Annotated in this window: 17 protein-coding genes; 9 read left to right on the top strand and 8 right to left on the bottom strand. The window is 45.4% G+C overall.

The genetic code is table 11. From position 1 onward, the window contains the following. Positions 1-118 precede the first annotated feature (118 nt). The 6 genes from ABD031_RS11075 to ABD031_RS11050 all read left to right on the top strand — a co-directional run bounded on the left by ABD031_RS11075 (position 119) and on the right by ABD031_RS11050 (position 12,679). Positions 119-1,342, top strand: a complete 1,224-nt coding sequence (locus ABD031_RS11075; RefSeq protein WP_343851367.1) for an eCIS core domain-containing protein — start codon at positions 119-121, stop codon at positions 1,340-1,342. A 10-nt stretch (positions 1,343-1,352) separates the two neighbouring features. Further along, on the top strand, positions 1,353-1,745 hold the full coding sequence (locus tag ABD031_RS11070) for a hypothetical protein (protein WP_343851365.1): 393 nt from the start codon (positions 1,353-1,355) through the stop codon (positions 1,743-1,745). A gap of 9 nt (positions 1,746-1,754) precedes the next feature. Continuing rightward, positions 1,755-4,583, top strand: coding sequence for an eCIS core domain-containing protein (locus ABD031_RS11065; RefSeq protein WP_343851363.1), 2,829 nt, complete (start codon positions 1,755-1,757; stop codon positions 4,581-4,583). Positions 4,584-4,766: 183 nt separating this feature from the next. Continuing rightward, the gene (locus ABD031_RS11060; RefSeq protein ID WP_343851361.1) at positions 4,767-6,575 is read left to right on the top strand and encodes an eCIS core domain-containing protein; all 1,809 of its coding nucleotides are present in this window, start codon (positions 4,767-4,769) and stop codon (positions 6,573-6,575) included. Between the two features lie 495 nt (positions 6,576-7,070). Beyond that, complete coding sequence (locus ABD031_RS11055; RefSeq protein WP_343851359.1) at positions 7,071-10,388, top strand: eCIS core domain-containing protein; 3,318 nt, start codon at positions 7,071-7,073, stop codon at positions 10,386-10,388. A 17-nt stretch (positions 10,389-10,405) separates the two neighbouring features. Beyond that, positions 10,406-12,679, top strand: coding sequence for an eCIS core domain-containing protein (locus tag ABD031_RS11050; protein ID WP_343851357.1), 2,274 nt, complete (start codon positions 10,406-10,408; stop codon positions 12,677-12,679). A 327-nt stretch (positions 12,680-13,006) separates the two neighbouring features. On the opposite strand, the gene ABD031_RS11045 is transcribed toward ABD031_RS11050, so the two are convergent. Next, complete coding sequence (locus ABD031_RS11045; RefSeq protein ID WP_343851354.1) at positions 13,007-14,125, bottom strand: hypothetical protein; 1,119 nt, start codon at positions 14,123-14,125, stop codon at positions 13,007-13,009. A 229-nt stretch (positions 14,126-14,354) separates the two neighbouring features. Here ABD031_RS11045 and ABD031_RS11040 point away from each other — a divergent pair, with 229 nt between their 5' ends. Then, on the top strand, positions 14,355-14,813 hold the full coding sequence (locus ABD031_RS11040; protein WP_343851352.1) for a DUF4251 domain-containing protein: 459 nt from the start codon (positions 14,355-14,357) through the stop codon (positions 14,811-14,813). A 10-nt stretch (positions 14,814-14,823) separates the two neighbouring features. Here ABD031_RS11040 and ABD031_RS11035 read toward each other — a convergent pair whose 3' ends face one another. Next, entirely contained in the window at positions 14,824-15,726 is a 903-nt protein-coding gene (locus tag ABD031_RS11035) for a cation diffusion facilitator family transporter (RefSeq protein ID WP_343851350.1), read from the bottom strand. A 137-nt stretch (positions 15,727-15,863) separates the two neighbouring features. Here ABD031_RS11035 and ABD031_RS11030 point away from each other — a divergent pair, with 137 nt between their 5' ends. Beyond that, positions 15,864-16,763 carry a sugar phosphate isomerase/epimerase family protein gene (locus tag ABD031_RS11030; protein ID WP_343851348.1) on the top strand — a complete coding sequence of 300 codons (900 nt, stop codon included), beginning with the start codon at positions 15,864-15,866 and terminating at the stop codon, positions 16,761-16,763. 34 nt (positions 16,764-16,797) lie between these two features. Here the strand turns inward: ABD031_RS11030 and ABD031_RS11025 are convergent, their stop codons facing one another. The 5 genes from ABD031_RS11025 to ABD031_RS11005 all read right to left on the bottom strand — a co-directional run bounded on the left by ABD031_RS11025 (position 16,798) and on the right by ABD031_RS11005 (position 22,531). Then, on the bottom strand, positions 16,798-17,607 hold the full coding sequence (locus ABD031_RS11025; RefSeq protein WP_343851346.1) for a DUF4349 domain-containing protein: 810 nt from the start codon (positions 17,605-17,607) through the stop codon (positions 16,798-16,800). Positions 17,608-17,680: 73 nt separating this feature from the next. Then, positions 17,681-18,433, bottom strand: a complete 753-nt coding sequence (locus ABD031_RS11020) for a LytR/AlgR family response regulator transcription factor (RefSeq protein WP_343851344.1) — start codon at positions 18,431-18,433, stop codon at positions 17,681-17,683. Next, positions 18,430-19,506, bottom strand: coding sequence for a sensor histidine kinase (locus ABD031_RS11015; protein ID WP_343851342.1), 1,077 nt, complete (start codon positions 19,504-19,506; stop codon positions 18,430-18,432). The genes ABD031_RS11020 and ABD031_RS11015 overlap by 4 nt, the downstream gene beginning before the upstream one ends. 209 nt (positions 19,507-19,715) lie before the next feature. Further along, positions 19,716-20,360 (bottom strand): tetratricopeptide repeat protein, encoded by a 645-nt coding sequence (locus tag ABD031_RS11010; protein ID WP_343851340.1) that lies wholly within the window; start codon positions 20,358-20,360, stop codon positions 19,716-19,718. 11 nt (positions 20,361-20,371) lie between these two features. Further along, positions 20,372-22,531, bottom strand: coding sequence for a TonB-dependent receptor (locus ABD031_RS11005; protein ID WP_343851338.1), 2,160 nt, complete (start codon positions 22,529-22,531; stop codon positions 20,372-20,374). A gap of 465 nt (positions 22,532-22,996) precedes the next feature. Here ABD031_RS11005 and ABD031_RS11000 point away from each other — a divergent pair, with 465 nt between their 5' ends. Then, the gene (locus ABD031_RS11000) at positions 22,997-25,534 is read left to right on the top strand and encodes a hypothetical protein (protein ID WP_343851336.1); all 2,538 of its coding nucleotides are present in this window, start codon (positions 22,997-22,999) and stop codon (positions 25,532-25,534) included. 417 nt (positions 25,535-25,951) lie between these two features. On the opposite strand, the gene ABD031_RS10995 is transcribed toward ABD031_RS11000, so the two are convergent. Further along, complete coding sequence (locus tag ABD031_RS10995; RefSeq protein WP_343851334.1) at positions 25,952-26,749, bottom strand: pYEATS domain-containing protein; 798 nt, start codon at positions 26,747-26,749, stop codon at positions 25,952-25,954. Positions 26,750-26,840 lie beyond the last annotated feature (91 nt).

The following is a 26,840-nucleotide window of genomic DNA, read 5'->3' as shown; positions in this document are numbered from 1 at the left end:
GGGGGATAGCGCCATCCCGGTTATCCAAAGAAAATGTGAGACATGCGAAGAGGAGAGTTTGGACAGAAAGGAGGAATCATCCCAAACACCTGAAATCTCGGGAAAATTTGAAAGCCATGTGTCCAATCTTGACGGTAAAGGAAGAGTATTGAGCAATGTGGAGAAGCGCTTTTTTGAGCCCCGGTTTGGAAGGGATTTTTCGAAAGTTCGGGTTCATGAAAATGACTGCAGTGCCGACGAGATAAATGCCAAGGCCTATGCTACCCGAAATCACATTGTATTCAATCAAGGAGAATATTCCGGGAATTCCACAAGGGACAAAAAACTGATGGCTCATGAACTCACCCATGTGGTACAACAAAGAGAAGGAGTGAACCCCAAGATTCAAAGGGCCATTGGGGACGGGCACGATTTAAGCTCACCGAGATTTGCAGGAGACGCCGAATTGGAAGAAGTATATGATGGCAATAAAGTTCTTGAAGCCGGGGAAAGAGGAGGCCATGTCAACAAAATACAGCATGCCATCCAAGACAAAGGTTTTTTTTTAATCAATCATGGAATTGATGGGATTTTCGAAGACGAAACCCGACGCGGCGTAAGGACCTATCAACAAAATAAAGGCGTCACCGCGGACCCAATTGGTAAAGTCGGAACAAATACAATGGCAGCTTTGGACTCTGACTTCCCGACAGTAGTCGATAATGCGAGTACGCTCAGTCAAAACCCAGCCGATGTGGTATGCCTTCAGGAAATACTTTGTCCATGGAATGCATCAATTATCAATGACTTCAGAAGCGGATCTAGGGTAGTGATTTTAGTCGACGATTTATTTTGGGCAGATGAAATTTTTCAGGGAGGGTCTTGGCAAGCTCACCCGATGCAAGGTGCAGGAGAGACGTCGGGAAATACCATCAGGCTGAACATTTCAGATGATTGTGAAACCGTCGCCCGCCCTCTGTATCATGAATATCAACACGCACGCTCTCCAAGGAGATTGCGTACCCAGCCTTGGGCGGATGAGGAGGATTATGCATATACATTAGAGACGAACTGGAGTATTGGACGGGGGCTGTCTCCCGATCCGGGATTGGTCACCACCGATCCTGTCTCCGGCGAGACAGTAATAGACCAAACAAGCTTAGACGCACACGTCGCCACCTATCCCGGAATGGGGGCTAATGAAGAAGTGATAGCTAAAGTAGGGTCAAACAGAGTTAGGGTAAGAAGAGAAAACGGCAGTGTGTATGTCAGAAATGCAGCAAACGGAGATACCGTTCCGGGCCCAAGACAAATTTTGAATCCAAGAACTGTAAGACCATTGGACTGGCCAACATGCCCTTAAAAGAAAACTAATGGAAATTGAATTGAAAGGAATACCCGTAAACAAAGTGTACTACCAAGGGCAAGAGCCGAAAATCACCAATGGGAATTTTGAAATTACCAATCAAAGTAAAGGTCCTATTGCTGTCTCTGTTATGGAAGCCCATGTCTCTGACGGAGAAAAAGAACTTCCGTTGGACAAATATTTTCTATACAAGCTTCCAGAATATACAGAGCTAGATCCTGAGAATTTTACTGTCAAAGAAAAACAGGGATTTCAATTGGACTTGAGTTTCCAGTTTATTCCTATAGCGGGACTCAATAAAAACAACATCGTAGTCAATATGACAATAAAAGTAACTGATGATACCGTTCAGGCATCTTCCCCAATAGTATTCGATTTTCGGGTCCCCAAAATAAACTGAGATTTTAACATGGAAGCCTTACAGGAAAAAAAGAAGTCGAATCCAACGCCCCACGGGCAAAGGAGAGGGGCTTTTTTTGCCCCTGTGCCAGTCCAGACCAAATTAACAGTCAATAAACCAGGGGATATTTATGAGCAAGAAGCGGATACTGTCGCGGAACAAGTCCTCAGCCGACTTTCTGTGGCCAACCGAAATCCTGATTCAAAAAAAAACCCATTTTCGTCCACCCTTCCAAAAACGATAGAGTCAACTTCGTATAGAGAATCAAATCCTTTGACCATAAGCAAACCGGCAGCGTCAAACTTTACTTCTGTCCAAACCAAATGTGATGCTTGCGAGGCGGTGGACAAAGACAAAGAGGAGGACAAGATCCAGAGGAAGCCCGAATCGCAGATTACCCTTCAGGCGGATAGTGATGACGACGAAGATGAATCCACCATCATGGCCAACCACGGCCTGCCCTCCCAACCCGAAGTCTCTTCCGAGACCGCCAGCCAGCTGTACTCCTCCAAGGGAAGCGGAGATCCTTTGCCAAAAATCGCAAAATCAGAAATGGAGCGGGGCTTTGGAACAGATTTTTCAAATGTCAGAATCCATACAGGCGCTTCCGCGACCGACATGAGCAAAAACCTCGGCGCCCAGGCATTTACCCACGGATCAGACATCTACTTCAATTCCGGAAAATTCGATACCCAAAGTAGTGGAGGAAAGAAGCCATTGGCGCATGAACTGACGCATGTCGTGCAGCAGTCACAGAGCGAAACATCTAAGATACAAAGATCGCCCTGGGGCCCATGTCCAACTGGTATTCCCGTAGATGCGCGAAAATTCTTTATCAATAAGCCAGCTGAATTGGCTGCGATAGCACACTATAAATTAACAAGTAGTGGTGTTGTTGTTACAAATGAAGAACTATTGATAGGTCATTCATTGACGGGCTTACCCCCTAGAGAGCAGAAAATTTTTGATGACATTAAAAACGGATTTCATCGAGGAAAATCTCCTCAAAAAAGACATAAAATAGAACCACCCGATAGCGTAACTGAAGCACTTGATCCTGCGGATGCAGTCAGTGGAAAGGCGATAGATCTAGTACAAAGTTTACTTGAACCCGATTTGATCAATCTCACAACACGAGAAGTCTTTGATGTGACCACCGTCAAAGAACAAAGCAAAAAACTAAGTAAAATAAGAACCATATACCTCCCATTTTTAAAATTAGCAACCGGACTAAATTGGACAGAAGGCACTAAAATGACTCCAATGATTCCTTATGTTATACCAATTTTGCCAAGCAAAAATGTAGTGTGTTTTGGAGGAACTGACTTTGCTAGGTTTCCCGGGGTGGTGGCTTATGATGCGATGGAGTTTGATATAAAAAAATGGAAAAAACCTGGTGGACAAGATAAACCTAAACAGCCTGATAAACCTAAAGCTGGGGGAAGTGCATTTAATTTCGGTCTTGGAATTAGTATTTTAAGCAGTAGTTCGGGAGCGGCAAATGCAGGTATTGGTGTATCAATAATGTCTGATGGGGTGTCGGTGGGCACCTTGAGCGCCGGCGTAATATATGATTCACAGGGAGCAGCGGTCGCAGTGGTGGGTGCAGGAGCATCATCAGGTTCCACTACAGCTGCGGCTGGTGCAGCAGGTGCAGGAACTTCAAAAGATGACTTATCAGCCGGCGCGGGAGTAGCCGGGGCAGGAAAGAGTGAGGGAAATGCGATCGCGGGTGCAGGTGTTGCAGGAAAAGGGAGTATGGAAGGTCAAGTCAAGACGCAAGCTGGCAAAAGTGGGGATACAGATAGCAAAAAAACTGGAGACGGGGAAGGAGATGGAAACGATTCAACGAAAGAAGCTATTTCAAAAGCAACAAAATTAGATGAGGCACTCGTCAAAGCCACTCCAGCTCAGAAAAAATTATTAGCGAAAATGGCGGGGAAACAGAAGGGAAATTACAGTATTCCCGATCAGAAATGGATGGAAGAATTTCTAGAGACCACCAAAAATATTACCGATGCGGAAGTAGATAATCTTGCTGATATGACCACGGGGAATTCTAAATCGGACTTGGATACAATAAAAAAGAAAAGTGGCGAAGGAAGCGGAAAAGATGGAGATAAACCTTCTTCTCCAGATTCTCAAAAAGATAAAACCGGGGATGGAGGAACTGCTGGAACTGATGATAAATTCAAAGGTTTCAATGATTCAAACAGAAAAAAGCTAACTGAAGCAACTAAACCTGTTGCATCGTTATTTAAGGCATTTGCTCAAGGACAAAAAGACGATCTCATACTGAATGATGACGTTGTGACTAAATTTTTTGAAATAGTGCCTTCTGATTTAACTCAGGAACAGGCAGATAAACTAATTGATGGAATGGAATCTTCGAAAGGTAAAACGCCTGATGAAGTGATCGAGAATCTAAGAAAAGCAATTGCAGAAGTGAAAAAAAGCACGACTACAGGTGCCACAACTTCAACAACCACTTCCACTCCAACAACAAATACTGAAACCCCTGATCAGCGTATTAAGCGATTACAAACTCAAGCAGGTAATTGGGACTTTTCGAAAATTCCAAAAGGTGCAGGAAGAGTTGCTAACTTGAACGACAAGATAAAAGATGGTACAATTAGCACTTATGTTTATTACAAATTAAAAAACGGAATAGGAACAGTTACTGAAATCAGGGCAACTGTTCCTAAAGATTTAAATATTGACAAATTGAAGCGAGGCAGTAAAATTAATTTAACAATCACCTACACATCAGAATTTGTAGATGCGAAAGGCAATATTCATAAAATAAACCTTGGATCAACTATGACCATAGAAAAATAGCGATGATGCTGACAACTTAGTTTTTTATATTATCAATTTGGATGACTATCGAAACTGTAAACTTCCTTACCTATTGAAATCATACTCCAATTATTTTCAGGTCTAAACCAACAGATCAAAATTCACTTCTGAGGCTAGTAGAAAAGACAAGATAGAAAATTTTTACTAAAGCTAAATATTAACATGGAAACCCAACAGGAAAGAAAAAAGCCAAGTTCCTCGCCCATTGGACAGAGGAGAGGGTCTTTTTTTGCGCCCGTTCCTGTCCAGGCAAAATTAACTGTCAATAAACCGGGGGATAGCTATGAACAAGAAGCGGACAGCGTCGCCGAACAGGTCGTGAGCCGACTTTCACAGGCCGATCCTAGTCTTGGTTCTAACAAACGTACTTCCTCCATCACCTCTACAGCAACCGGTGGGTCAGCTAGTGGAGAATCAAATCCTTTGACCATAAGCAAACCGGCAGCGTCAAACTTCACTGCTGTCCAAACCAAATGCGCCGATTGCGAGGCAGAGGAAAAGGACAAGCAAGAAGACGAAATCCAGAGGAAAACTGAACCTCACATTTCCCTGCAGGCTGAGGGTGACGACGAGGAAGAATCTACCATCATGGCCATGCACGGCCTGCCCTCCCAGCCCACGGTATCTTCTGAAACTGCCAGCCAACTATATGCCTCCAAAGGGAGCGGCGATCCTCTGCCTAAAAACACCAAGTCAGAAATGGAGAAAGGCTTTGGAGTTGATTTTTCGAATGTAAGAATCCATACTAACTCTGGCGCTGAAACCATGAGCAAAAACCTGGGGGCTCAGGCATTTACCCATGGTTCGGACATTTATTTTAATTCTGGGAAATACGACACCCAAAGCCAGGGGGGCAAGAAATTGTTGGCACATGAGCTGACGCATGTGGTGCAGCAGAATAGCAACAACTCTGGAAAAATAATGAGAATACCAGACGAAAGCGGGATTGAAGAGTCACCACCACGCTATTCATTTTCTACCAACTGCGCATGGATTGACTGGGAACATGCAAACCCAGGAATGACTAGACAACTGATCGATGCGGTGCAAGACGCTTCAGACCGGATGGCAACAAGTGGTTCTACCGTTCCAGAGCGGATTTTTGCTCCAAGGATGGAATCCAGCGGGGGACCCGTGTTTCTGAGCGGCGTGACTCCTGTTGCACATATCAAACGAGTATTAACTTCAGACGAGGTTCTCCAAGTTGCGTTGCGGATCTTTATGCTTCAATCTTTGGGCTTTGAAGCACTTCAAAACTGGACTGATTCCATCGGAAGCTCATCTTTTTCTGAAGAAGACCTTTCGTCCAATCTAATCGCCTTTTACATGGCAGCCCGATCATTCAATCGATCCAATGTGGAAACCATTTGTGATGTTTGGGATAGTGCCAGATCTCTGTCAAAATTTAATGGCTACACCTTCAATAAAAGAATTTCTTTCCACCCGGGATCTCTGCTTCCCGCCGGTGGTGCTTGGCCTTCTGATTTCTCGACAATAGTGCCCGCAGCTACCGGGGGTTCATTGATGGATACTCCTACTGCCCTTTTTGAGACAACCTTATCATCTTTTAGCCGGGGATTGGGTGAGTACGAAATGATTGCCAACCCCTCGCTCGCCATTACCAGTCTGGATAGTGGAGGAACAACCATCGATATATCCGGGACTTTATCCGGGTCGACAAATGGACCGCACTTTGAAGTAAGACCAATTGTCCCCGGCCATAGCCTGCGAGCCAGATGGATGATCAGGGACGCCTCCAATAACAGATACCGAATGCGCGGAAATGACGAATCGTTTGTCGATCACTATGGCGATCAACTAAATGCCTATATCAATGCTCCAACCCGAACGGTTTTACGTGACAATGGAATTTCCAATGCCACCGTATTGTGTAGAGTGATCGTAGGTCGTGAGGGAGAAGATGCGACATTAGTTCGGTTATTAGAGCTTCCAGTGAATTTTGTTTGGTAGAAAATTAAACGTACCAAATTTTCCAAATGACCGCCATGAAAACCCGCAAGACCAAGGGAACCGGAAACCGAATACGCACTCTTACTTAAGGTTTTTTTAATTGAACCTAACGATGGGTTTGTTCCCTCTAACTCCAGATAAATAATGAGGGCCTAAGAAACTCCCTTCCAAATACACTTGAGAAATTTTGGATAAAGGTCATATTATCTGGAAATTAGCAGATGTTCTTGTTTCCTGTAAAATAGGATTTTAGCCATTCCCAGATAGGCAATTGACCATTATTTTTTGAAGTTCAAAAGCCAGTTTTTGAAAACCTCATCATAGTTTCCTTGGGAATGCATAAGGAATGTTTTGACAGCTGAAAGTTATCAGCAACTGCTTTCGTCAAGACTCCTTAGTTAAAAAAAATCATCGTGAAAGCGCCAGTATTCCCAATGATGGCAAATTCTGCAAAAGAAATGGGACTGATAGTTTGAATTCGAACAAAACACTAAAATGGAATTCCTACAGGAAAGAAAGAAGCCAATCACCTCCACCAATGGACAGAAGAGCGGTTCTTTTTTCGCCCCTGTCCCTGTCCAAGCGAAATTAACAGTCAATAATCCCGGGGATATTTATGAGCAGGAGGCGGACACCGTCGCCGAACGGGTCGTCAGCAAGCTTTCAGTTGCCGATTCAAGTCCTGATTCTAACAAAATTCCTTCCTTCAGCACTTTTCCGACTACCACAGCGGCAGCGTCAAGTTTTTTGAATAGAAGCAAAACCACAGCCTCAACTGTTACGCCCGTCCAAACCAAATGCGCCGATTGTGAAGCAGGGGAAAAAGACAAGCAGGAGGAAGAGATCCAGAGGAAGCCCGAATCGCTGATTTCCCTTCAGGCGGATGCTGGTGAAGACGAAGATGAATCCACCATCATGGCCAAGCACGGTCTACCTTCCCAGCCCGAAGTATCTCCCGCGACTGCGAGCCAGCTGTATGCCTCCAAGGGGAGTGGAGATCCTTTGCCAAAAACCGCAAAATCAGAAATGGAGCGTGGCTTTGGAACTGATTTTTCCAATGTCAGGATCCATACAGGTCCCTCCGCTGCCAACTTGAGCAAAAACCTTGGAGCCCAGGCATTTACGCATGGTTCGGACATCTACTTCAATTCAGGAAAGTTTGAGCCCCAAAGCTATGGAGGAAAAAAGCTATTGGCCCATGAACTGACGCACGTGGTGCAGCAAAGACAGGATGTGCAATCCAAATCGATCCAACGAGTAGCTCTAGCTGATTTTAATTCAAGGTATCCGGGGCTAGTGGACGAAATACTGGATACATCAAGTGATATTGATGATTTTCTTGGGGAATTAAACTATAGTCATTCATCGGTGCGGCATAGAACAGATGTTATAAGACATAGGGGCTTTACATACAATCTGGCTAGGATTAATAGCGGTTTTTCAAGAGCACAACAACTCTATCTCTTAATAGACGAAGCCTTTGTAAATGAACGCTTGAGTGATCAAGTCAACGAAAGACTAACCTTTCGTTGGCTGCAATCGGCACAACGATTTATACATTTTATAAATGGTGTTTCTCTGGCTACGTACGTTTATCCTTTGTATCCCACCGGAGCCATTCCAGTACGTGAATTTCCTTTCGCGCTTAGAGTGATACACAGAAGGCTTGCTGGAATTGGGAGGCATTCGTTCATACGATCACACGGCACTGAAATTTTAGAGGAGATTGAGACAGAAAGGGCTGAAGCACCTGCTGAGCGTGAAGAAAGAACTACAGCCAGTATCGCACAGACTATTCGCCATGTACGACAATACATTCGACAACATCTCAACGACATTATACAGGAGGAAGAAAATCAGCAATACTCCGATACCATATACGCACAGGCTATCACCAATATTCTCAGCACTGATCTTGGAACAGACTCAGCCAGATACTTGGAGTTTTTCCGGCAACTCCGGTCAGAGAGCGTAGAAATGCTATCTATTATTGCTTTCGAGGGGAGATTAGCACGCAATTTATTTCGTTTGGGCATTGAAGGACTTGAAGAAATAGGGGAGCTGAGAGGGGAAGGGGTTCAATTTGCCTATCATATGGTGCTGGGGTCATGGGATTTTGATGAGGCTACCGGTGAGGAACATGCCTCCCCTAATATTGCCCTTCTATTTGATGTGCTGGTTGGTGTAGTACCCTTGGTAGGACAAGTAGCAGATGTAAGAGACATTACAGGATACATCTATCGGATGTCCAAATACGATCAACAGAGATCAAGTTGGTCGACCTGGTTGGGTTTGGTTGGAGCTATAGTTGGTGTTATACCGGCGTTGGGAGATGGAGCTAAGTCGATGATGTCAGGACTTAGGAGAGGGCTGTCCGACATGCCAGTTGGGCGCATGTCAGAGACTGTTGTGTCAGCAATAACAAGGCATATAGACAGAAGATATCTGGAGCTATTGCTAGACTCGTCTGATAGTCTTACACGTAGCCTTACTGTAAATTGGGTGGTAATGCAAGGGCGAGTCCTAAACAAATGGGAACAGGCTATCACACGCTATAGCCCTTATATGATCCGGCTGACAGATCTTACGAGTGCTCAAATCGCTGCCCTTAGATCTGCCGCTCGCGAACGACTACCTCAAATACTACAAGACGTGGGAGTACTGTTCAGAGAAGTGATAGAAGCGCTATCCAGAAATATCTCCGAGGAGTTGGAAGGTCTTATGACTACAATTAGGTCATTGAATGCTGATGGCAGACTTGGGCTTGCATTAGAAGAATTTGAAAGGATAGAACAAGAAGCTTTAGAAGCTTTGAGGCGAGGCGCAACGGAGGAGGCAGAGGAAGTTGTGGATGACATGCGCAGGATGTTGGGAGATGAAGAGCGTATTTCCGATACCTCAAGAGCAAGTGATTCTCCCGATAGAAGGGAAATTGAGGAACGATCCAGCGGGGAAGCTACATCAAGCCCCATTCCTTCACGTCCCGCAGATACTCGTGGAGCGATTACAGTTGATGGAAGACCGGTACGGATAGGAATCAGGGACGGAAGACTACTTATCTGCGCAAGTCCTTGCGATTTATTCTTAGAAAGACTAAGGGCAATTCAGGACACATTGCCAGATGATAGTGTTCTCCTCCACAGTTTTGCAGAAATCGAACAGGATATAGCCAACTTAAATAACAGGTTAATTTTGAACGAAATAACTGAGTCTGAATTTAACGAAACACTTGTCGAGCGAATGACTGAATTTGCTGCTGAATTGCCACATGATACCCGAGGGCTTTTTGCTAGGGATGTTGATGAAATCAGAGGGTTGGATAGTTCCACTGGAATACCAGATGCCGCCTTAGAACTTGATGACGTAAGGTCCAGTCTTCATCCAAGACTTCGTGCTGAGGCTAGTCCTTCACAATTACTTGGTGAGGCTCTCGAAGCGCACGGTGACCTGAGACCAGCTGTAGGATTTCATGCGCATCATATTATACCCGCTCGGCTATACAGATCAACCTCTTTGTCTCCTGATATCCAGCGTCGAATTTTAGAACTACACGATGCCCTAGAACGTTCAGGATTAACGCTAAATGGCGTGGAAAACGGTGTGTGGTTAGCAGGAAACGCTCAAGTAGCCAATGAATTTGGTACCATCTTACACCTTACACATATTCATGAGGATAATGTTGGATATGTTTTGGAGTTGCATAGAAGGCTAGAAGGGCTATCCCCACGTGATTTTAGGACGGTTTTTATGGAGATTCGAGAGGAAATGAGGCTGGGGGATTTTAGATTTCCACGAAATCCGCGTAGAGAGTGACTAATTTTTGTATACAAATGGAAACTCAACAGGAAAGAAAACAGTCGATGACCTCCTCCAATGGACAAAGTAGAGGTTCTTTTTTTGCTCCGGCAACTGTCCAAGCCAAATTGACGATCAACCATCCTGGCGATCAATACGAACAGGAGGCGGACACCGTCGCGGAGCGGGTCGTCAGCCGACTTTCTGCCGCTACACCAAGTCTCAATCCTTCCCCCTTTTTGCCTCCACCGACCTCCCGATCAGATATTGGGAACTCAAATTTTTTGGATACGGGCAAGTTTCCAACTCCAAACGTTCCTCCTCTACAAGCAAAATGTGTCGCTTGTGACGAGGAGGAAAAGGAAGATAACGATCGGGAAATCCGGAGGAAACCTGAATCCCGCTTTTCTCATGAGGGGGATGTCGGCAGGGACCAGAATGAATCGGCCATCATGAAAAAGCAGGACCGTCCCGTCCAGTCCACAGTTTCCGGTAAGCCCGCAAGCCAGCTTTATACCTCCAAAGGAAGTGGTGATCCATTGCCAAAAAACACAAAGTCAGAGATGGAGCGAAGCTTTGGTTCAGATTTCTCCGAAGTCAGAATACATACCGATACCTATGCGACTGACTTAAGTAAACGTCTGAATGCTAAAGCCTTTACCCATGGCTCGGATATCTATTTCAATTCCGAAAAATTCGAAACTCAAACTCAAGGAGGCAAGAAACTATTGGCGCATGAACTCACTCATGTCATACAGCAATCAGGCCGGGCAAGTAATACAATTATGCGGGCCGTAGACAATGCGAGCGTAGAGGCAGAATTTAATAAATGGGCAGACGACAACAAAAAAACAAAGGATAGAACCCATGCTGACTTTCCATGGGCAGTTTGGGATTTTATCCGTCCGCAAATTGTGGACGATACCATGTCTCCTCTGCCAAAGCCAGCGGCATCAGATAAAGCAGCTTTGCAAAAATGGAACGATAATTTCGCCAAGGCGGAGTTTATCAGCCGGTGGTTGTTTACTTTGAAATCAACTACAAAGGATGACAATATAAAATCGGATGCTGATTCAAAAGCCTATTATATCCTTGATTCACTGGCAAAGGCCGGTTTTGTTTCCAAAGCAATAGCCCAATCAGGATACTTGGAGGATTCAACTCGCACCCTTGTCTATGATACTGTACTGTCAAAACCTGCGAGTATATCTGCTTCAGAATTTGAAACAATTGTGAATTTTCAATGCAAAGGAGCAGCTGATCCAGCATCCGTACCCATAGTACAACTATTAACTAACGGCAATGATTCTCCCCTAAAGCATTTAAAGGATGATCGGACCAAGGCAATTTTCAAGGTACTGATTGCCAAATTTGGTAACCATGATACCATTATTGAGGCTATTGCCGAAGTGCTGATGTTTAATCCGGCTGTCAGGAATTCCGTTTCCGACGCATTAATGGACAGCTCGATTGGGAATCCTGAAATACTGTTTAAAGTTTTAAAACATCCCTATTTTATTGAACCCGGGTATGGTGCATCGGTTTTGGCCAATTTGATACCCAAAGATATGCCTTCTGAAAAGTATGGAGAAAAAAGGATGACAGATGACATGCCGTGGGTTTACACCTATAAGCAAAAATACTATGTTCAGTTTCTTATTGACCTAGCCAAAAGCCAAAGTATTACTATTGATAAACCCTCTTCAATGAATTTTGCAGGGTTAAAAACTTGGTTAGAATCAAATACCGAAAAAATAGGCGATGCCGCAAGCAAAAAATATCCTGCTGACCCCAACTCGATTTTCGAAATGTACCGGAATATTGCTGATATTTTCTTCTTTCACATACCCCATGATCGGGATGCAGTTCCGGATTTGGAGGGAAAGATTAGCCATTTAAAGGCCGGACAACCCTCCAATAAACGCTTTGAAGCGGATTGTGATGTTTTTGCGACTTACGCTATGAGATTATTTTCTGGTGCAGGGTTTGATGCTATCGGATACATTGCTTTTGTACCGGAGGGGGTTGATGCCAGTAGGGCTGCGCATGTCGCTGCCCTAATCAGGAAGGATGGAAACTATTCTGTGATAAACAATAAGGGGATTTTAAACACAGGCATTTCGGAATCAACCGCTGACTCAAAAAAGCCCGACGCCCTAAAAAAGTTAAGAAAGCTTAGTTTTGAAGACGCATACGGCATTCCTCTTCCAACAGAAATGAAGATTTTTTATGCAGATGCAGAAGCTAAAGGCAAAATGCCAAAACTATTTAAAAATCAGGACAGTAGTCTTGAACGAACCGACCTTTAGAGTTCTAGACGATTTTTTTTGCGAAACGACCGCAACAGTTCAATTTCACAGTCCAAAGTCAAATACGGTCAAAAAAAATCCTTTTGAAGATTTCCAAGAATACCCAGTCAGAAATCCACCCAACTCCTACTCATCTCCACGGTTTATTCAGAGCCAAAAAACGTAACCAAGCACAACTTCTAACGGATTCCTGACGGGGCTGGAGCCAAGGTAATAACTTGGGAAAAAAGCGATTATGAAGTAGAAATTGGCGCCATTTTATGCAACAAAAAAGCAGGCTCTTTGAGAAACCTGCCTTTTTGCGAAATGATGGGGCATTCTAACTGATTAAAGTCCGAACCGATATTGAACTCCCGTCATCACTTGAGTTCGTGATGCCAAAAATCCGGCTTCTGCTCTCACCATAAAATGTTTACTGAACTGGTATTGCCCCCCCACGAGGAAGTTCCACATATCTTTTGGACGCTTGTCCATAGAATATTGAACGGTTGAACTGCCGATCGTGCTAAGTGCCGCATCTGCAGCTACCAAGATGGTGCTGGCTGTATCCAAGACTTGGTTAGCCTTATTGTGTTTGGCTTTGTTGACCGGGTTGTTTTGTTCTGCTTGGCTGAGACCATTCCACCAAGTATCTACGCTGTTTTGGGCATTTTCAACCTTTTCGAACCCTGCATCTACTTTTCCGCCTAACGAACCGTCAGGAAAAACCTCACTTAGCGACATTGACCCATTGGTCTCGGAATTGAGGTGAACTCTAAATCCACCGACCCACATGGTCACCGCTTTGTCGTCGGGCAATTTAAAGTTTTTCCCAAATCGGGGCCCAAACACAAAGGTCTTGGCTGGCTTAGAGAGCTGCGGTACATCGGTCCAAACCACATTCATATCCAGAGCCATAAATCCCCCTCCAATACCGATCGTTGGCGTCATGCCCAAGCCAAAGGAGGTAGCCTTGAATTCTACCAAAGTTGACGCAGACAATACTTCGGTAAAATTGTTGTCGCCATCGGGGAGCCAAAGACCAAATCCAATGTCTGTGGATGCTTGAGACTTACCCAATATTCCGTAGATATTCAAAAATGGAAAAAGCCAGATATCGGGCCTTACAGTCAAAGCACTTGCGGTAGCCACGGCTTTGTTAAATCGGATGATTTCATCCACATCGTACATCTGTCCATTGTTGAACCCGACCATCATATTTTCGAGGATCAAATCAGACTGCTGCCAAAAATACTGCGCACTGACTCCGGCAGAATAGGGAAGCTCAAAGCCAGCCCCGGTCGCTTTATCTCCTAAAATCGGCAGCGCATAGGGGTATTCGGCCATCTTCACGCTATCAATTACCCTTTTTTGCTTTTCCCCAACTGGCTTGTTGGAAAAGACCTGAGCCTCGGCAACGTCAAGGAATAATATGAGCGCAAATCCGAGTAAAAGTATTCGTTTCATAACGGTAGTTGAATTAAATTAGCTTAGAGGTAAATGTAGCAAACCAATCAAAGGTATGTGGACGACTAACGCTAAAACATGACGAATGTCAGCAAAGATGCCACTGCTTTAAAATAAAAATTCCCGCGCTTTTATTGAGAAATCCCGAATAAACGCCTCAACTAATTCAAATCCAACAATCAAGAAAGAATCCACGTAAGTACTCCCCTAATTCAAAATTAATACAGGTATGAAAAATCTGGCTCTTCTCTTTGTGTTCTGCCTCACCATGATCACTATCGCTCAAGCTCAAAAGAGTGATCAAGAAAACCTACAGGCTGCTGTCGATTCCCAAACTTTCGTTTTTGAAGGCCGCCAAGCGAGCGGTGTTCGAGGGAGAATGATCCAACTGGATCCGGGATATACGCTCAATGTAAGTCCAGACCGAGTCGTCGGCGATTTGCCTTTCTTTGGCAGAGCCTACACCTCGACTCCGGGACAAACAGATGGTGGGTTAAAGTTTGATTTTACAGAGTACACCTATGAAGTCAAGCCTCGCAAAAAGGGCGGCTGGGACATCACCATCGAGCCGACGGAGTCCAATGATATCCGGTCTGTTTTCCTGACAATCCAAGAGTCCGGCAATGCCTCTCTTAGAATCACCAGCAACAGTAAGGAGGGCATGTCCTATACGGGGACCATCCAATAGTGCGGGCCTCTCAGGAGTGGCTGTGTACCTCGCCACTGAGCAGGACACAATCTTCCTGATCGATCTCCGTTTCAATTGTATAATGCTCAAAGGGGTACCGCTTCATGATCTCCTTGAGCCTATTTTTTACTTCCAAAATCTCCTCAATCGTCTGCACAGGCTTTAGCTTAACATGGGTCGTAAAGACATGATGTTCCCCATCCAATGACCAAATGTGGGTGTGGTGAGTAGATTTGACATCGGGGATTTTTCTGATTTCGGCTTCGATTGCAGATTTATCCACATCTGCCGGTTTCCCTTGGAGAAAAAGAAAAATGGTCTCTTGAAGCCGTTTCAGGACATTCCACAAGATATAAAGTGAGATCAAAAGCGATAGAGCCGGATCTAAATATGGACTCGGGTAAAAAAGCATCACCACCGAAACCAGCATCACCGCCACCCAACCGAGGACATCCTCCATCAAATGCCAGGAAATCACCCGCTCGTTCAGCGTTTTGCCGTGGCTTACTTTCCAGGCGGCATACCCATTCACTGCCACACCGAAGATCGCAAAGTAGAGCATGCCCTCCGCATCGGACATTTCAGGGTGGATGAGCCGCAGCACGGCTTCCCGAATCACAAAGACAGAGCCCAAGATCAGGACAATGGCATTGATCAGCGCTCCTAAAAGCGAAAACCTGCGGTAGCCAAAAGAGTAGGCTTCCGTCGCTTTCTTCTTTGATAGGCTATCCAGCCGCCACGAAGTGCCCAGCGAAATCGTGTCTCCCAAGTCGTGCACCGCGTCGGAGACGATCGAGACACTGTTGACATACCAACCCCCGATGAGCTCGAAAATGGTAAAGGTAAGGTTGAGGAAAAAAGCCGCTTTCAACCCTTTTCCTGAGTCGTGATGATGATGGTGACCGTGTGACATTAGTTTAAAGATAGCGGCTTTTCGAAAGCGTTGGATTTATGCACATTCATTGCAATTGCCGGATTCTAGTTTCGAATCGTATATTTAAAACTCAACCTACACGGGTGAGTATCTAATCCAAACCTAACCTATTCCTCATGTCTTCCCGACGCGATTTTCTCAAGCAATCTGGTCTTGCCCTTTCTGCCGCAGGCCTTGGCCTTTCCGCATTCGACTTTCCCATGGCAAAACGATACAAAATGGGTCTCCAGCTCTTTACCCTTCGCCAACCCATGGCGGATGATCCCATCAAAACGCTAAAAACCATCGCCGGATTTGGCTATCAGGACACGGAGATCTACGGCTTCGACGGCCCCGCCAATAAGTACTACGGCATGCCTGCTGCTGATTTCAAAAAAGTACTGGAAGACAACGCCCTCACCAGCACCAGCGGACATTATGATTTCATCAAGTATTTCAATGGTCCGGATGAGGAGCTCATGCGCTACACCGACCAATGCATCGTGGGAGCCCATGCTCTGGGGCAACAATACATCACCTGGCCTTGGCTCGATCCGGAGTCTCGATCCATCGAGAAGTTTAAGATCTTGGCCGAAAAACTGAACCGGATCGGTGAGCGGGTCAACAAAGCCAAACTGGGTTTTGCGTACCACAATCACGACTTCGAATTCATCGACCATGACGGGGAAAACGGCTACGACATCATCCTGGCCAATACCGACCCAAAGCTGGTGAAGCTGCAGATTGACCTTTATTGGGTAGCGCATAGCTCGCCGCTCTCGGCACACGAACTCTTCCTGAAAGCGCCCGGCCGCTACGTGATGTGGCATATCAAGGACATGCACAAGGTCAGCCGTGACTATACCGAGATGGGAAACGGGTCGATTGACTACACGAAAATACTTCCGGACGCCACGCTCTCCGGCATGGAATACTATTACATCGAGCAGGGCGGCAATTTTGCCCAAAACCCGATCCAGAGTGTCAAGGACAGTGCAGACTATTTTAAAAAGAACCTGATCGGATTATTTGGCTAGTTGACTATTCTCAAGTGGAGAAACCCGCTTTCTATCACTTCATCGGGGGAGGAGGCGTTTTCTTTCTTTTCAACAGCCAGAAGAGCAAGGCTCCAAAAATCAGGAAGAAGGGCCAAATATTGATCAGGAGAACAAGAAACCATTGCAGGTTTTCCCAGCCGTTTCCGATTCCTTCACTGGCTTTGCTTAAAAAGCCAAAAGTCCTTTTGCCCTCCACATAGAAGGAAACATTCAGCGTGCTGAGTGCAACTCGGTCGCTGAGGTAACGAAGCCGGCCCTCCATCGATTCGATTTCCCCGCGCACATTGGCAAGTTCTCGCTCGAGTCCCAGTGTTTCCTCGAGGTTGCCAGCCTGCTTCAGGAGCTCCATGTAGCGATTTTCCAGTTCCTTTTTGGTCTTCAGCCGAGCTTCCACATCGATGTATTGCTCCGTCACGTCATCGCTTCGGATGTTGGTATTTTCGATATGGATCGCATGCGACTGTATCTTTTCCAGCAAGGGATCCAGCTGATCGGCGGGAATTCTAATGCTCAGACGCTTTTCTGTCCGCTCGCCATAGCTGTTGGAAGATTCGCTGGAGATGTACCCTTTAGCGGATTTTACCTCGTTTTTCAAAAACGAATCCGTCTCTTGAATATCCCGGCATTCGAAGTAGATTTCTCCTTCTCGGATGACTTTCCTTTCCACCGACTCTGTTTGTACAGGAGGTTGTTCGGTCACTGGAACGTTCAACATTTCATAGGAAGTATCGGAATCTACTGCCAACTCAGGTGAATTTTGAGTACTACAGGCCGCAACGATAAATCCCATCAGAACGGGAAATTTTAGCAAAAAGAGTTTCATAGTGCTGGAGCTTGGGTGAAAATTAAAACGTCTAGGTAGAACGTTCGGCCGCAATTGATGGAAAAATTAACATTTATCGATCCAGCCAGTCTTTGAAATCCCCAACTTTCTCCCGGCTGATGAGAATATCCGAATCAGCGCTATTAGTGAGCTTCACCTTAAGCCGGCTGTTGGAGTAGGTCAGGACTTCATCGACGGCTTCAACTCGGCAGAGATATTTTCGGTTAATTCGGAAGAAAACGGCAGGATCAATCTGATTTTCGACCTGCTCCAGTGTCGAGTCCAAGACGTACTTTTTCCCTTCTTTGGTCTGCAAAAAAGTCACCCGCTCCTCGCTGAAGAAGAAGGCCACTTCCTCTACGGCAATGCTTTGGATCTTTTCCCCGAAACGCACCAAAAACCTGTTTTTGAAAACTCTTCTTTCCGGCTGTAGTAGTCCTTTCAACAGCTCCAGATCCAAAACCTGCTTCACCTGCCGAGACTTAAACTTATCCACAGCTCTCGCCAGCTCGGCGGGATCGATGGGCTTGAGCAGGTAGTCGATGGCATTGACCTGAAAAGCGCGGATCGCGTATTGGTCAAAAGCCGTGGTGAAGATCACCGGTGCCGCTACTTTTAACTTCTCAAAAATCTCAAAGCTGATCCCGTCGGCGAGTTGTATGTCGCAAAAGATCAGGTCAGGCGCGGCGTTTTCCCCAAACCAGCGCAGGGCTTTGGTCACGGTGTCGAGATTTTCCCCAAACTGCACTTCTGGAAAATGGGCGGAAAGCAGCCTTTCCAGTCGGTTTGCGGCGGGTTTTTCGTCTTCGATGATCAGGATTTTCATAGCTGTATAGTCAGTAGGGGCAGCTTGACCAGGTACTCATGTTTCGCCTGGATCACCTCTGGTTGTGTCTTGCTCAGCAGCTGGTAGCGGGATCGGATATTTTTTAGTCCGACTCCGGTGGAGGGTTCGCTTTGGCTGGATTTGGGTTGAAAAGTATTGCTTACCCAGAGCTCCTGACCCTTTTGGAGGATGTGGATAAAGAGCGGATTTTCCGTCGAGGCGATGTTGTGTTTGATGGCATTTTCCAGCAGGAGCTGCAGAGAGAGCGGTGGCAAAAAGAGACCCTGCGGATCGGGTACTTTGATGCTGAAATTTAGATTTTCCCCAAAGCGAATCTGCTGCAGTTCAAGAAAATTGCGGGCAAAGTCCAGTTCCCGATCCAGCGCAACGAGCTCCTCCTGCTGCACTTCCAGCACATAGCGGTAGATGCGGGAGAGCTTTTGGATAAAAGCCGCCGAGCGGTCGGCATCCTCATAGACTAGGTTGGAAAGCGTGTTGAGCGAGTTGAAAAGAAAATGCGGGTTGAGCTGGTCTTTGAGGCTCTGGTTTTGGCTGGCAAGTTTTTCGGAACGTAGCTGCTCCGCTTCGATGGCAGACTTGCGCCACTCCATCAGCCATGACCGGGTAGTGAAGATCGCCATAAAGACCAAGGCGATATACATGGGAATGAGGCTGTAGCGGAAGATAAAAGCCCAAGGAATTTGATCTAAAGGAAAACGGTCGCGCAGCCAAGAAAAGCAAAAGACGACAATAAAACTCACGACGAAAGCATAAGCAAAATACAGCGCCGTAGTGACCAGAAGACGCTTGACCGGAGTGTGGACCCAAGAAAGCCGGGAGTCTAGGTAGTGCTCGACCCGGCTGCCGCCAAAGCTCAATAGAGAAGAGATCGTAAAGGAAAACAGAAAGTCTGGCCCCATGCTTTTGATCCCGTCCCAAGACAGGAAGCACTGCGTACAAAACACCAGTTGAAGGATAAGGGCGATGGCCAAATTAATCAGTATAAATTTCTTGGTGTCATACCAGAAATCACTCCCGGTTCTGCAGGAGCTGTCGACGGTCGCTGTGGTCATGGGGGAAGATAATAAAAAAGGTTTTTCAAATCGTCGACTATCCACTGGCAGCGTTCATCGACCTCAATTGCATCTTCAATCGCTTAGCAGCTTTCGAGCATTCAGACTAAACACAAAGAATTAGCCAGCGAGCGGCTACATCTCAAGGCAGGAGCCAGTCACCGACGGAATGACGGAGACTGGGCTTGGTTTAGTTAGCAATCGAAGGGCTATTTACAGACGCCAGCTACTTTCTCGGCGAGATCCTTCCCCCACGTCGGCAGGATGTAATCTTCGCTCACTTCGGCTTCCTCTTTGGAGTAAAGCGCGATTGAATTTCTGGCCAATCCACATGCTTTCTCCGGGCCTGATCCGAAAAATTGGGCCATGCCCTGCTCCATTTGCGACATGAGCATCAGCGCGCGCGGGTTTTCACGATCCAAGTTGATTGCTTTCCCGAAGAGCTGCATGGCTTGTGGACTAAGACTTTGACCTCGGGAAGAAGGATCGACAGAGATTTTCCCCATCAAGACATAGCCCTTTATCGCCGTGATTTCCGAATTGTTTGGGGCGATTTTGTCTGCCTTTGTGATCAGCTCGTCCGCCTGATCGAAGTATTGATCTTTGTTGACATCAAACCGAAAAGCTGCAGTCGCCTGCAAATAGGCTGCATAATAGAGCGGGAGCCATTCTTCAGGTTTAGCTTCCGCGATGCGCAGAAAACCGTTGGTGACTGCCTGGGATTCTTCCAAAGTCTGGATGGTTTCCATCGCAGCAAGTTGCGTTTTCATGGCATTTTCATAAGCAGGATCTGCGGAAAAAGCGGATAGAACAAAGGCGAAAGCCAGGAAGAAAGTGGATAGGAACGTTTTCATAAATAAAGGATTTAGAGGTTGTTTAACATGTTTGCATTTTTGTCTTTAGACAGGGTCAGGAACACCCCAATCACGATAAATCTCGGAGCGGACTGCTGGATCGGGAGTGAGTCGTACGAACCGGATTCGTCAGGCGTGAGCGAATAGTTGTAGCCGAAAATGTTTTCGCTGCCGAGTACGTTGGTCACCGCTCCGTGGATGATCAGATTCGGCTTGGGCAGGTAACTCCAGCTCAGACTGAGGTTTTGATAGGATCGGGTCTTCGAGTTCATCTCTCCCGTAAAATTGGGATTGGTGTAGGTATAGCCGTCGTTGAATGAAAAAGACGCGCCTATCTGTGACTTGAGCCTAGTGACGAAGTGTTTCACCACGACAGAGAAATTATGCTTTGGCGCAAAATCAGGTTGGACTTCCGTCACATACTGGTTGTAGCTACGCTTGCTGTCCACAAAGCTGTAGGTGATCCAGTAGTCGGTATTCTTCAGGCTTTTTCGATCCCGGAAGAAGAGGTCAAAACCTTTGGCAAAGCCCTCGCCGCCATTTTGCAGCAGGCTTGGACTCTGTGGATTTCCTTCAAAGAGGACCAAGCCCTCGTAGGATTTATAGAAGGTCTCGGCCCGAAAGGTGAGTCCTTCTTTTTGCAGGAGATAGTTCAGGATCAGGTGCTTGGATTGGGAGTTTTGCAGTTCCAGGTTCAAAACCCGAAAGTTATCCACAGGCAATTGATGAAATCTGCCGGCGGCAAGGGAGAGGGTTCCATTTTCGGAAACTTGGTAGGCAAGCGACCCTCGGGGGTCCAGCCAAGTATCTTTCGCGAGTGTGGAGTGTCCGGCTCGCAGCCCTCCTCTCAAGACAAACTTCCGGCTCAAGTACCAGTCCCACTCGGTGAAAAGGTAGCCTTCTTGATCATCAAAAGACCGACTTAACTCAGCCCTTACCATCCTTTCCGAATAGGAATGAATGAAAAGCTCTGCTCCGCTTTTGGCAGAAACCCGGCCCGAAAAGTCTTTTACGGCGGTGAATTTCAGATGGCTCAGGTCGTTGCCTCGATCTATCTCGGCGGAGTCGTAGCGGATCTGGTCACGGTTGTGGGAATAGGAAGCTCCAGAAAAAAGAGACCATCCATTGTCATAGGCTTTTCTCCAATTGCTCTGGGCGTAGGAATAGCTGTTTTTCAGGTTGACCAACACGCCCTTGCCCTCGACTCCCGGCAGCGCCTGCCAAAGTTCCATGCCGCCACCTTCGGTGCGGGCGAGTACTTTCAGCATGCCTCCTTTTTTCAACTTCGTCTGCCCCGCAATCTCCAGGTCCCAGCCATGCGGCGCACGCTCCCATTCGAAATTTTGCTTGACCATCGCCTGGTAGGGAGCCAAGTCCAGGATATTTCCGCTGAGCGAAATACTCTGTTTGTCGTTTGCCAAGGTATGGGAATAGCCGGCACCTACGGAAAGCACCGAGAGGTCACCTTGACTTCTGGCAGCCACATCTTTGGTGTTCATCGCCAGGGCGGAAGAAAGTGCCTGTCCATACTCCGCGGAATAGCCACCGGTGGAAAAGAAGGTTCCCTTAAAGAGATTTGGATTGAAGCGATTTCGCGTTGGGACATTGGCCGCGGTGGTACCGTAGGAGTTGGCGACTTTCAAGCCATCGATGTAGATACCCACCTCGCTGGCGTCGCCTCCACGCACGAAGAGTCTGCCATCATTTCCGACTGTGCTTGTACCGGGAAGCGTCTGAAATGCGCCGATGATGTCACCGTTCGCAGAGGGAGTGGTGACGATATCCAGGGGACGGAGGATTACGGATTTTTTCTCATCCGAGGCTTCCATCGCTCCAGCGGAGATGGTGACGGTGTTCAACTCGTTAAATTCCTCGCGGAGCGTCAGGGCAGGTATCGTCAATTCTCCTCCTGCAAGCTCGACCTTCACTTCCTGGGATTCAAAACCCAGCATGCTAAAGACTAAGATTTTTGTGCCGGATTCGGTGGTTTCAAATCGGAAGGTTCCGGCTACATCGGTGCTTGTACCGTCGAAGGAGCCTTTGATAAAAACATTCACACCAGGCAAAGGCTTATTTTTTTCGTCCAAGACCTTGCCGCTAAGGATCGTCTGCGCAAAGGCAAGCGTTTGGCTGAGGAAAAAGTAGGCTAAAAGTATCAGGCGGATTCTCATTTCGATTCAGATATGAATCAAAAGTGCAGTGCCGAATTCAATCCAAAAACTGAAGCTGACTGAAGTGTTGAATTCGGCGACTGAAATGTAAAAAGTGGGGGCTGGGGTAATTTTGAATCCTTAGGGAACTGAATTCCCTTCAGATTTTGTGAACGTGCTATCGGTAATCGGCGCTTTGATTAGTCGACCAGGATTTCCTTACCTCCCTTTTTGATAAATGCTTTGTTGTTGAATGCTCAAAAAATTGATTTGGTGGCTGGAGACCTTCAGAGTTAAAACAGGAAGCAATGGTTTTTGGAAATGGCGAGCTCTGCGATGGGGAGAATGTCCCCAATCGTTCACTTTTAATTATTGGATTAAGAAGCCATTTTATAACGTTAAGATTATTAATTACCATATATTCAGGAATGAAAGCTATGATTTTCAATCGTTTCTTTCTTTTATCATTCCTCTAGACCAAATGCAATGCATCTTTTGAAAGGCTATTTAGCGCTACTTCTGCTCACGTTTTCACTGAGTGGGGCAACGGCGCAGGAAGGCCCTCCCCCCGTCAAAAACGACTCGATCACTTTGGCACAAGCATACATCAACCTGACCCTGACCAAGGAGTATTTTGAGGGAATAAGTGTGGAGCGAATTTCAAATATACTTCCCTTTGAAAAAATGGAATTGGCGTCGATCACTGACAGCGCATTTATCCGAGACAATGCAGCGCTCTACCATTTTTCCTACTCGCTGCTCTACTACAATCAGGCAAAGCTTTTGTTTCGAACCAAGAAAAACACCGATCGTGAAACACTGATCGACTGGAAAAACTCACTGGAAAAAGCCATTGAAAACTTTTATAGCTCAAAAAGGTATGCAAGCTGGGAGCAGGACAATTCTTTTTTCGACCTAATAAAATTTGAAGAACGATCGTACACCAATTTGCACAAAGAGCTCTTTGATCTGAAAAGCTTTTTTACCCCCTATTTCAATCAGGATATCCTACCGGACTTTAAGCGCATTTTCTTAAAAGCCAAAAATTCGGATAAGTTCGAAACTGACTCGCTATCGTACTTTGCTAATATCTATAGCTTCGAGTATAATTTTGCGATAGTAGAAAGAGAATTCGATTCAAACAATTACGATTTCGGACCAAACACCCTGGCATTGCCATCCGAATATGGTCACTTCAAAAAGAACTACAACTACAATCAGACCACGACCCGTATTGATACGACCTATCCGCTCGATGATCAATTGGACCTGATTCTCAGGTACGTTCAATTGAAGAGACTGGCGTCAAGAACCCACAGCGACTCTCTTTCTTGGTTTGAAAGCTATCGGCTTTACAATGACTACTTTATTTTCAGAGATCAAAGTGAGGATGAGATTTTTTACAACAGGATCACCAAAGCAAAGGATACATTCCTAAAAAACGAATTGAATGCCAAGGAACTCGATCTTTTGTATGGCGATTTAAAAAAGAAGTTTTCCTACGCGCCCTATGCTACTGCACAGGCGTTCATCAATCTATCCATTATTCAGGCTCAATTTGAGACGCAAACCGATAGTCGGATTGCTTCAATACTTGCTTTGCACGAAAAGGAATTGAGCGAGATAAGCGATTCAATGTTTATCGCCGAAAATCCAGCGCTCTATGATTTCACTTATTCGCTGCTGTATGAAAACACCGCAAGGCTGCTTTTTAGAGCCAGAAAAGATGTACTTAGAAAAACACTGGTGGAATGGAAAGAAACATTGGAACGGGGAATAGATCATTATAATCTATCTCAAAAGGAACGCGAAAAAACGGACAAGGAAACACTATTTTATAATCACATAAAGTTTCTGCAAGAAGATGTGTCCGCTTTGTCGAGTAAAATTACCGGGTTAAAAGACCAATTCACCCCCTATTTCAACGAAGACATTTACCCAGATTTTCAACGCATCTTTTACAAAGCCAAGAATTATGAACAGTACGATTTCGAAGGCCTGAAAGCATTCGCTGAAATTTATGGCATCAGATCGGACTTCTCTGTTTTGGAGAACAAAAGAAACGTGGTTCCTTATGGTCCATATAATGAGATAAGCCAATCCTACGAAATGCTTCGAGAGTTGGATTTGGTCTCGAAGTTTATCCAATTCAAATTTCTGGCTTCCGATCAATTCTCCGTTCCATCTGATTTTGATGTAGAGGAGCTTTACTATTCATACAACGAATTCATCAACAAATTATACCACTCAGATTTTTTCAGTAATGGGGAAAGGGATGAATTCATATTGCGAGAATTGAATTCGGAGGCCATTGAGACACTATTTTCGCAGTTGCAGGAGAAGTTTCCTTATGACTTTAACCCATATGGATATCCGTTAGCTGAAGAAAATTTAACTGCTGAGACTGAAAATGATTTGGCGAGATCGGTGGAAGAAAGATCTTTCTTCTTCCCGGAACTCGCTCCGTTAGCTTCAGCAAGCTATATCAAGCGAAACTTCCAGCCAGGTTTGAAGACACTTGGAAAGGTAGACGACTTTCTTCGAAAGGAATTTATCTCTGCCGGATATAGCAACCAACTGCATTATTACTATGCGGCTCAGGGATTTGCGATAACGACAAGTCTGGAGAAATTCAATATAGATGGTTCTGCAGTTGCGCCTGACAAGCGCTTTGTGAAAAGTCTTACAGGCCAAAAGAAACTCTCCTACTATGAGATCTTCAAGTCGATGTTTTTTGATCTAGAATCCGAGTATCGCATGTTTGCGCTCGTGATCGCATCCAACGCCGTTACAATGAGTAAAAATGGCATGACTCCGGCTTTTGCTGAACAACTGATCGAGAACAGCTATGATCGTCTTCCGGCTGATTTGACAGACAAAGAACTGCCCAACAAAACCCTGTCGGTGTTTGTGTATCATTTCCATGTCAATTTGAACAGCGGGACGGTGGAGCTGGATCTGTCCGGCAAGATCTCCGCGCAGGAGCACCTGAGAAAAGCGGGGTTGCTTAAGATTATTCAGTAGGTTAATGAAGGGAGATTGATCGGCTTGCCTAGCCGTCTTCTTGCTTTCACTACCTTAAACTAGAATCAAATTTGTAACGGGCTTCGATTCCGCTCAGCCTGACATAGGCGGGCGCTCAGGCTGACAAACGCATCGAATCAAAACAGAGTGATTCCCTCTTTGCAAATTCTTGAATTGTTATGACTCAGCGTGAAACATCCTTTACTCTGTGCACTAGCCTTTTTGGTAGCGGTCCCAAGTCCTTCGAGAGTTCGAAATCATAAATGCATTATTAGGATAAACGGCTATTTGCCAGTGCAAAACCAGGACTAATTGAAGTTTCGCTAAACAAAACACCAAAAACGATGCATCGGTCTTCTAGCCCATTTGACAAAGAAAATTGACCAACTGGATTAATAACGTAAGTATAGAAGCATCTTAATCTGTCAGCGGGTTTTTCTCAAAATACTTCTCAAAAGAAAAGTACCGAGTTATCGTATCTCCTTGAAAACGGATGATGTCGATTTTCATCGTAGGACAATAGCCATAACCTAAATACCCTATAGAAAATGAAGATGTCGGGTCTTTAGAAATGCGAAGTTTATCTATAAAATCTCTACAGAAGTTATATTGAACTTCTTTGATTTCGTCCTTGCGGAAAGATGGCATATCTAGCCACATGGTATAGTTCCGATTCGTACCTCCTTTATTTGATGGACTGACTGATGCTTTGATTTCTATCAAGCTATCAAGAGGATACGTTCTTTCTTTATAAATAATTCTTTCAATTTCTTCATCTGTGAGATTTTTATATTCCGGACCTCTACCGCGCATTACGAGAGTTAATAATTCCTTAGTTTGATCTAGCTTTAATTGATCATCAAGTTTTTGCTGTAAACTACTGATTTCCTTTTGTTTAGATTCCATTGATTTATATAGAACGAAAGCCATACTAATTAATAAAATACTAACTATTACAGCGATCCATCTCCTTCTTTCATTCCTCTTTTTTGAGGACTCCATCAGAGCTTTCTTTACCTCTAAGGCTTTTTGTTCTTCCCTAAATTTTTCGCTTTTATCAATCCAATTTTGCTCCTCAGGGTTTGCTTTGAATTTATCCAAATACGGCTCAATGTACATCAATTGTCTCTCGGTGAAATATTCTCTTGCCTCCTCATTTACTCCTACGTGACTTTTAATCAGCCGTTTGATTTCCAGCAAAGCCGTTTCTTCCACGCTTCGCTTCTCCTATGTTAGCTTCAGATTAAAAAATCACCTTTCGAGCGATTAATTTTATTGAAAAGTGGTAAGGGATGAGAGCCAATTT

Origin of the sequence: Algoriphagus jejuensis (genome assembly GCF_039523455.1) — a bacterium.
GTDB classification, from domain to species: domain Bacteria; phylum Bacteroidota; class Bacteroidia; order Cytophagales; family Cyclobacteriaceae; genus Algoriphagus; species Algoriphagus jejuensis.
This window is presented reverse-complemented; position numbering and strand designations above follow the sequence as displayed.

Bases quoted from the DNA above. Each gene is read 5' to 3' on its own strand.
- ABD031_RS11070 (WP_343851365.1), top strand. From the start codon at position 1,353: ATGGAAATTGAATTGAAAGGAATACCCGTAAACAAAGTGTACTACCAA.
- ABD031_RS11065 (WP_343851363.1), top strand. From the start codon at position 1,755: ATGGAAGCCTTACAGGAAAAAAAGAAGTCGAATCCAACGCCCCACGGG.
- ABD031_RS11060 (WP_343851361.1), top strand. From the start codon at position 4,767: ATGGAAACCCAACAGGAAAGAAAAAAGCCAAGTTCCTCGCCCATTGGA.
- ABD031_RS11055 (WP_343851359.1), top strand. From the start codon at position 7,071: ATGGAATTCCTACAGGAAAGAAAGAAGCCAATCACCTCCACCAATGGA.
- ABD031_RS11050 (WP_343851357.1), top strand. From the start codon at position 10,406: ATGGAAACTCAACAGGAAAGAAAACAGTCGATGACCTCCTCCAATGGA.
- ABD031_RS11045 (WP_343851354.1), bottom strand. From the start codon at position 14,125: ATGAAACGAATACTTTTACTCGGATTTGCGCTCATATTATTCCTTGAC.
- ABD031_RS11040 (WP_343851352.1), top strand. From the start codon at position 14,355: ATGAAAAATCTGGCTCTTCTCTTTGTGTTCTGCCTCACCATGATCACT.
- ABD031_RS11035 (WP_343851350.1), bottom strand. From the start codon at position 15,726: ATGTCACACGGTCACCATCATCATCACGACTCAGGAAAAGGGTTGAAA.
- ABD031_RS11030 (WP_343851348.1), top strand. From the start codon at position 15,864: ATGTCTTCCCGACGCGATTTTCTCAAGCAATCTGGTCTTGCCCTTTCT.
- ABD031_RS11025 (WP_343851346.1), bottom strand. From the start codon at position 17,607: ATGAAACTCTTTTTGCTAAAATTTCCCGTTCTGATGGGATTTATCGTT.
- ABD031_RS11020 (WP_343851344.1), bottom strand. From the start codon at position 18,433: ATGAAAATCCTGATCATCGAAGACGAAAAACCCGCCGCAAACCGACTG.
- ABD031_RS11015 (WP_343851342.1), bottom strand. From the start codon at position 19,506: ATGACCACAGCGACCGTCGACAGCTCCTGCAGAACCGGGAGTGATTTC.
- ABD031_RS11010 (WP_343851340.1), bottom strand. From the start codon at position 20,360: ATGAAAACGTTCCTATCCACTTTCTTCCTGGCTTTCGCCTTTGTTCTA.
- ABD031_RS11005 (WP_343851338.1), bottom strand. From the start codon at position 22,531: ATGAGAATCCGCCTGATACTTTTAGCCTACTTTTTCCTCAGCCAAACG.
- ABD031_RS11000 (WP_343851336.1), top strand. From the start codon at position 22,997: ATGCATCTTTTGAAAGGCTATTTAGCGCTACTTCTGCTCACGTTTTCA.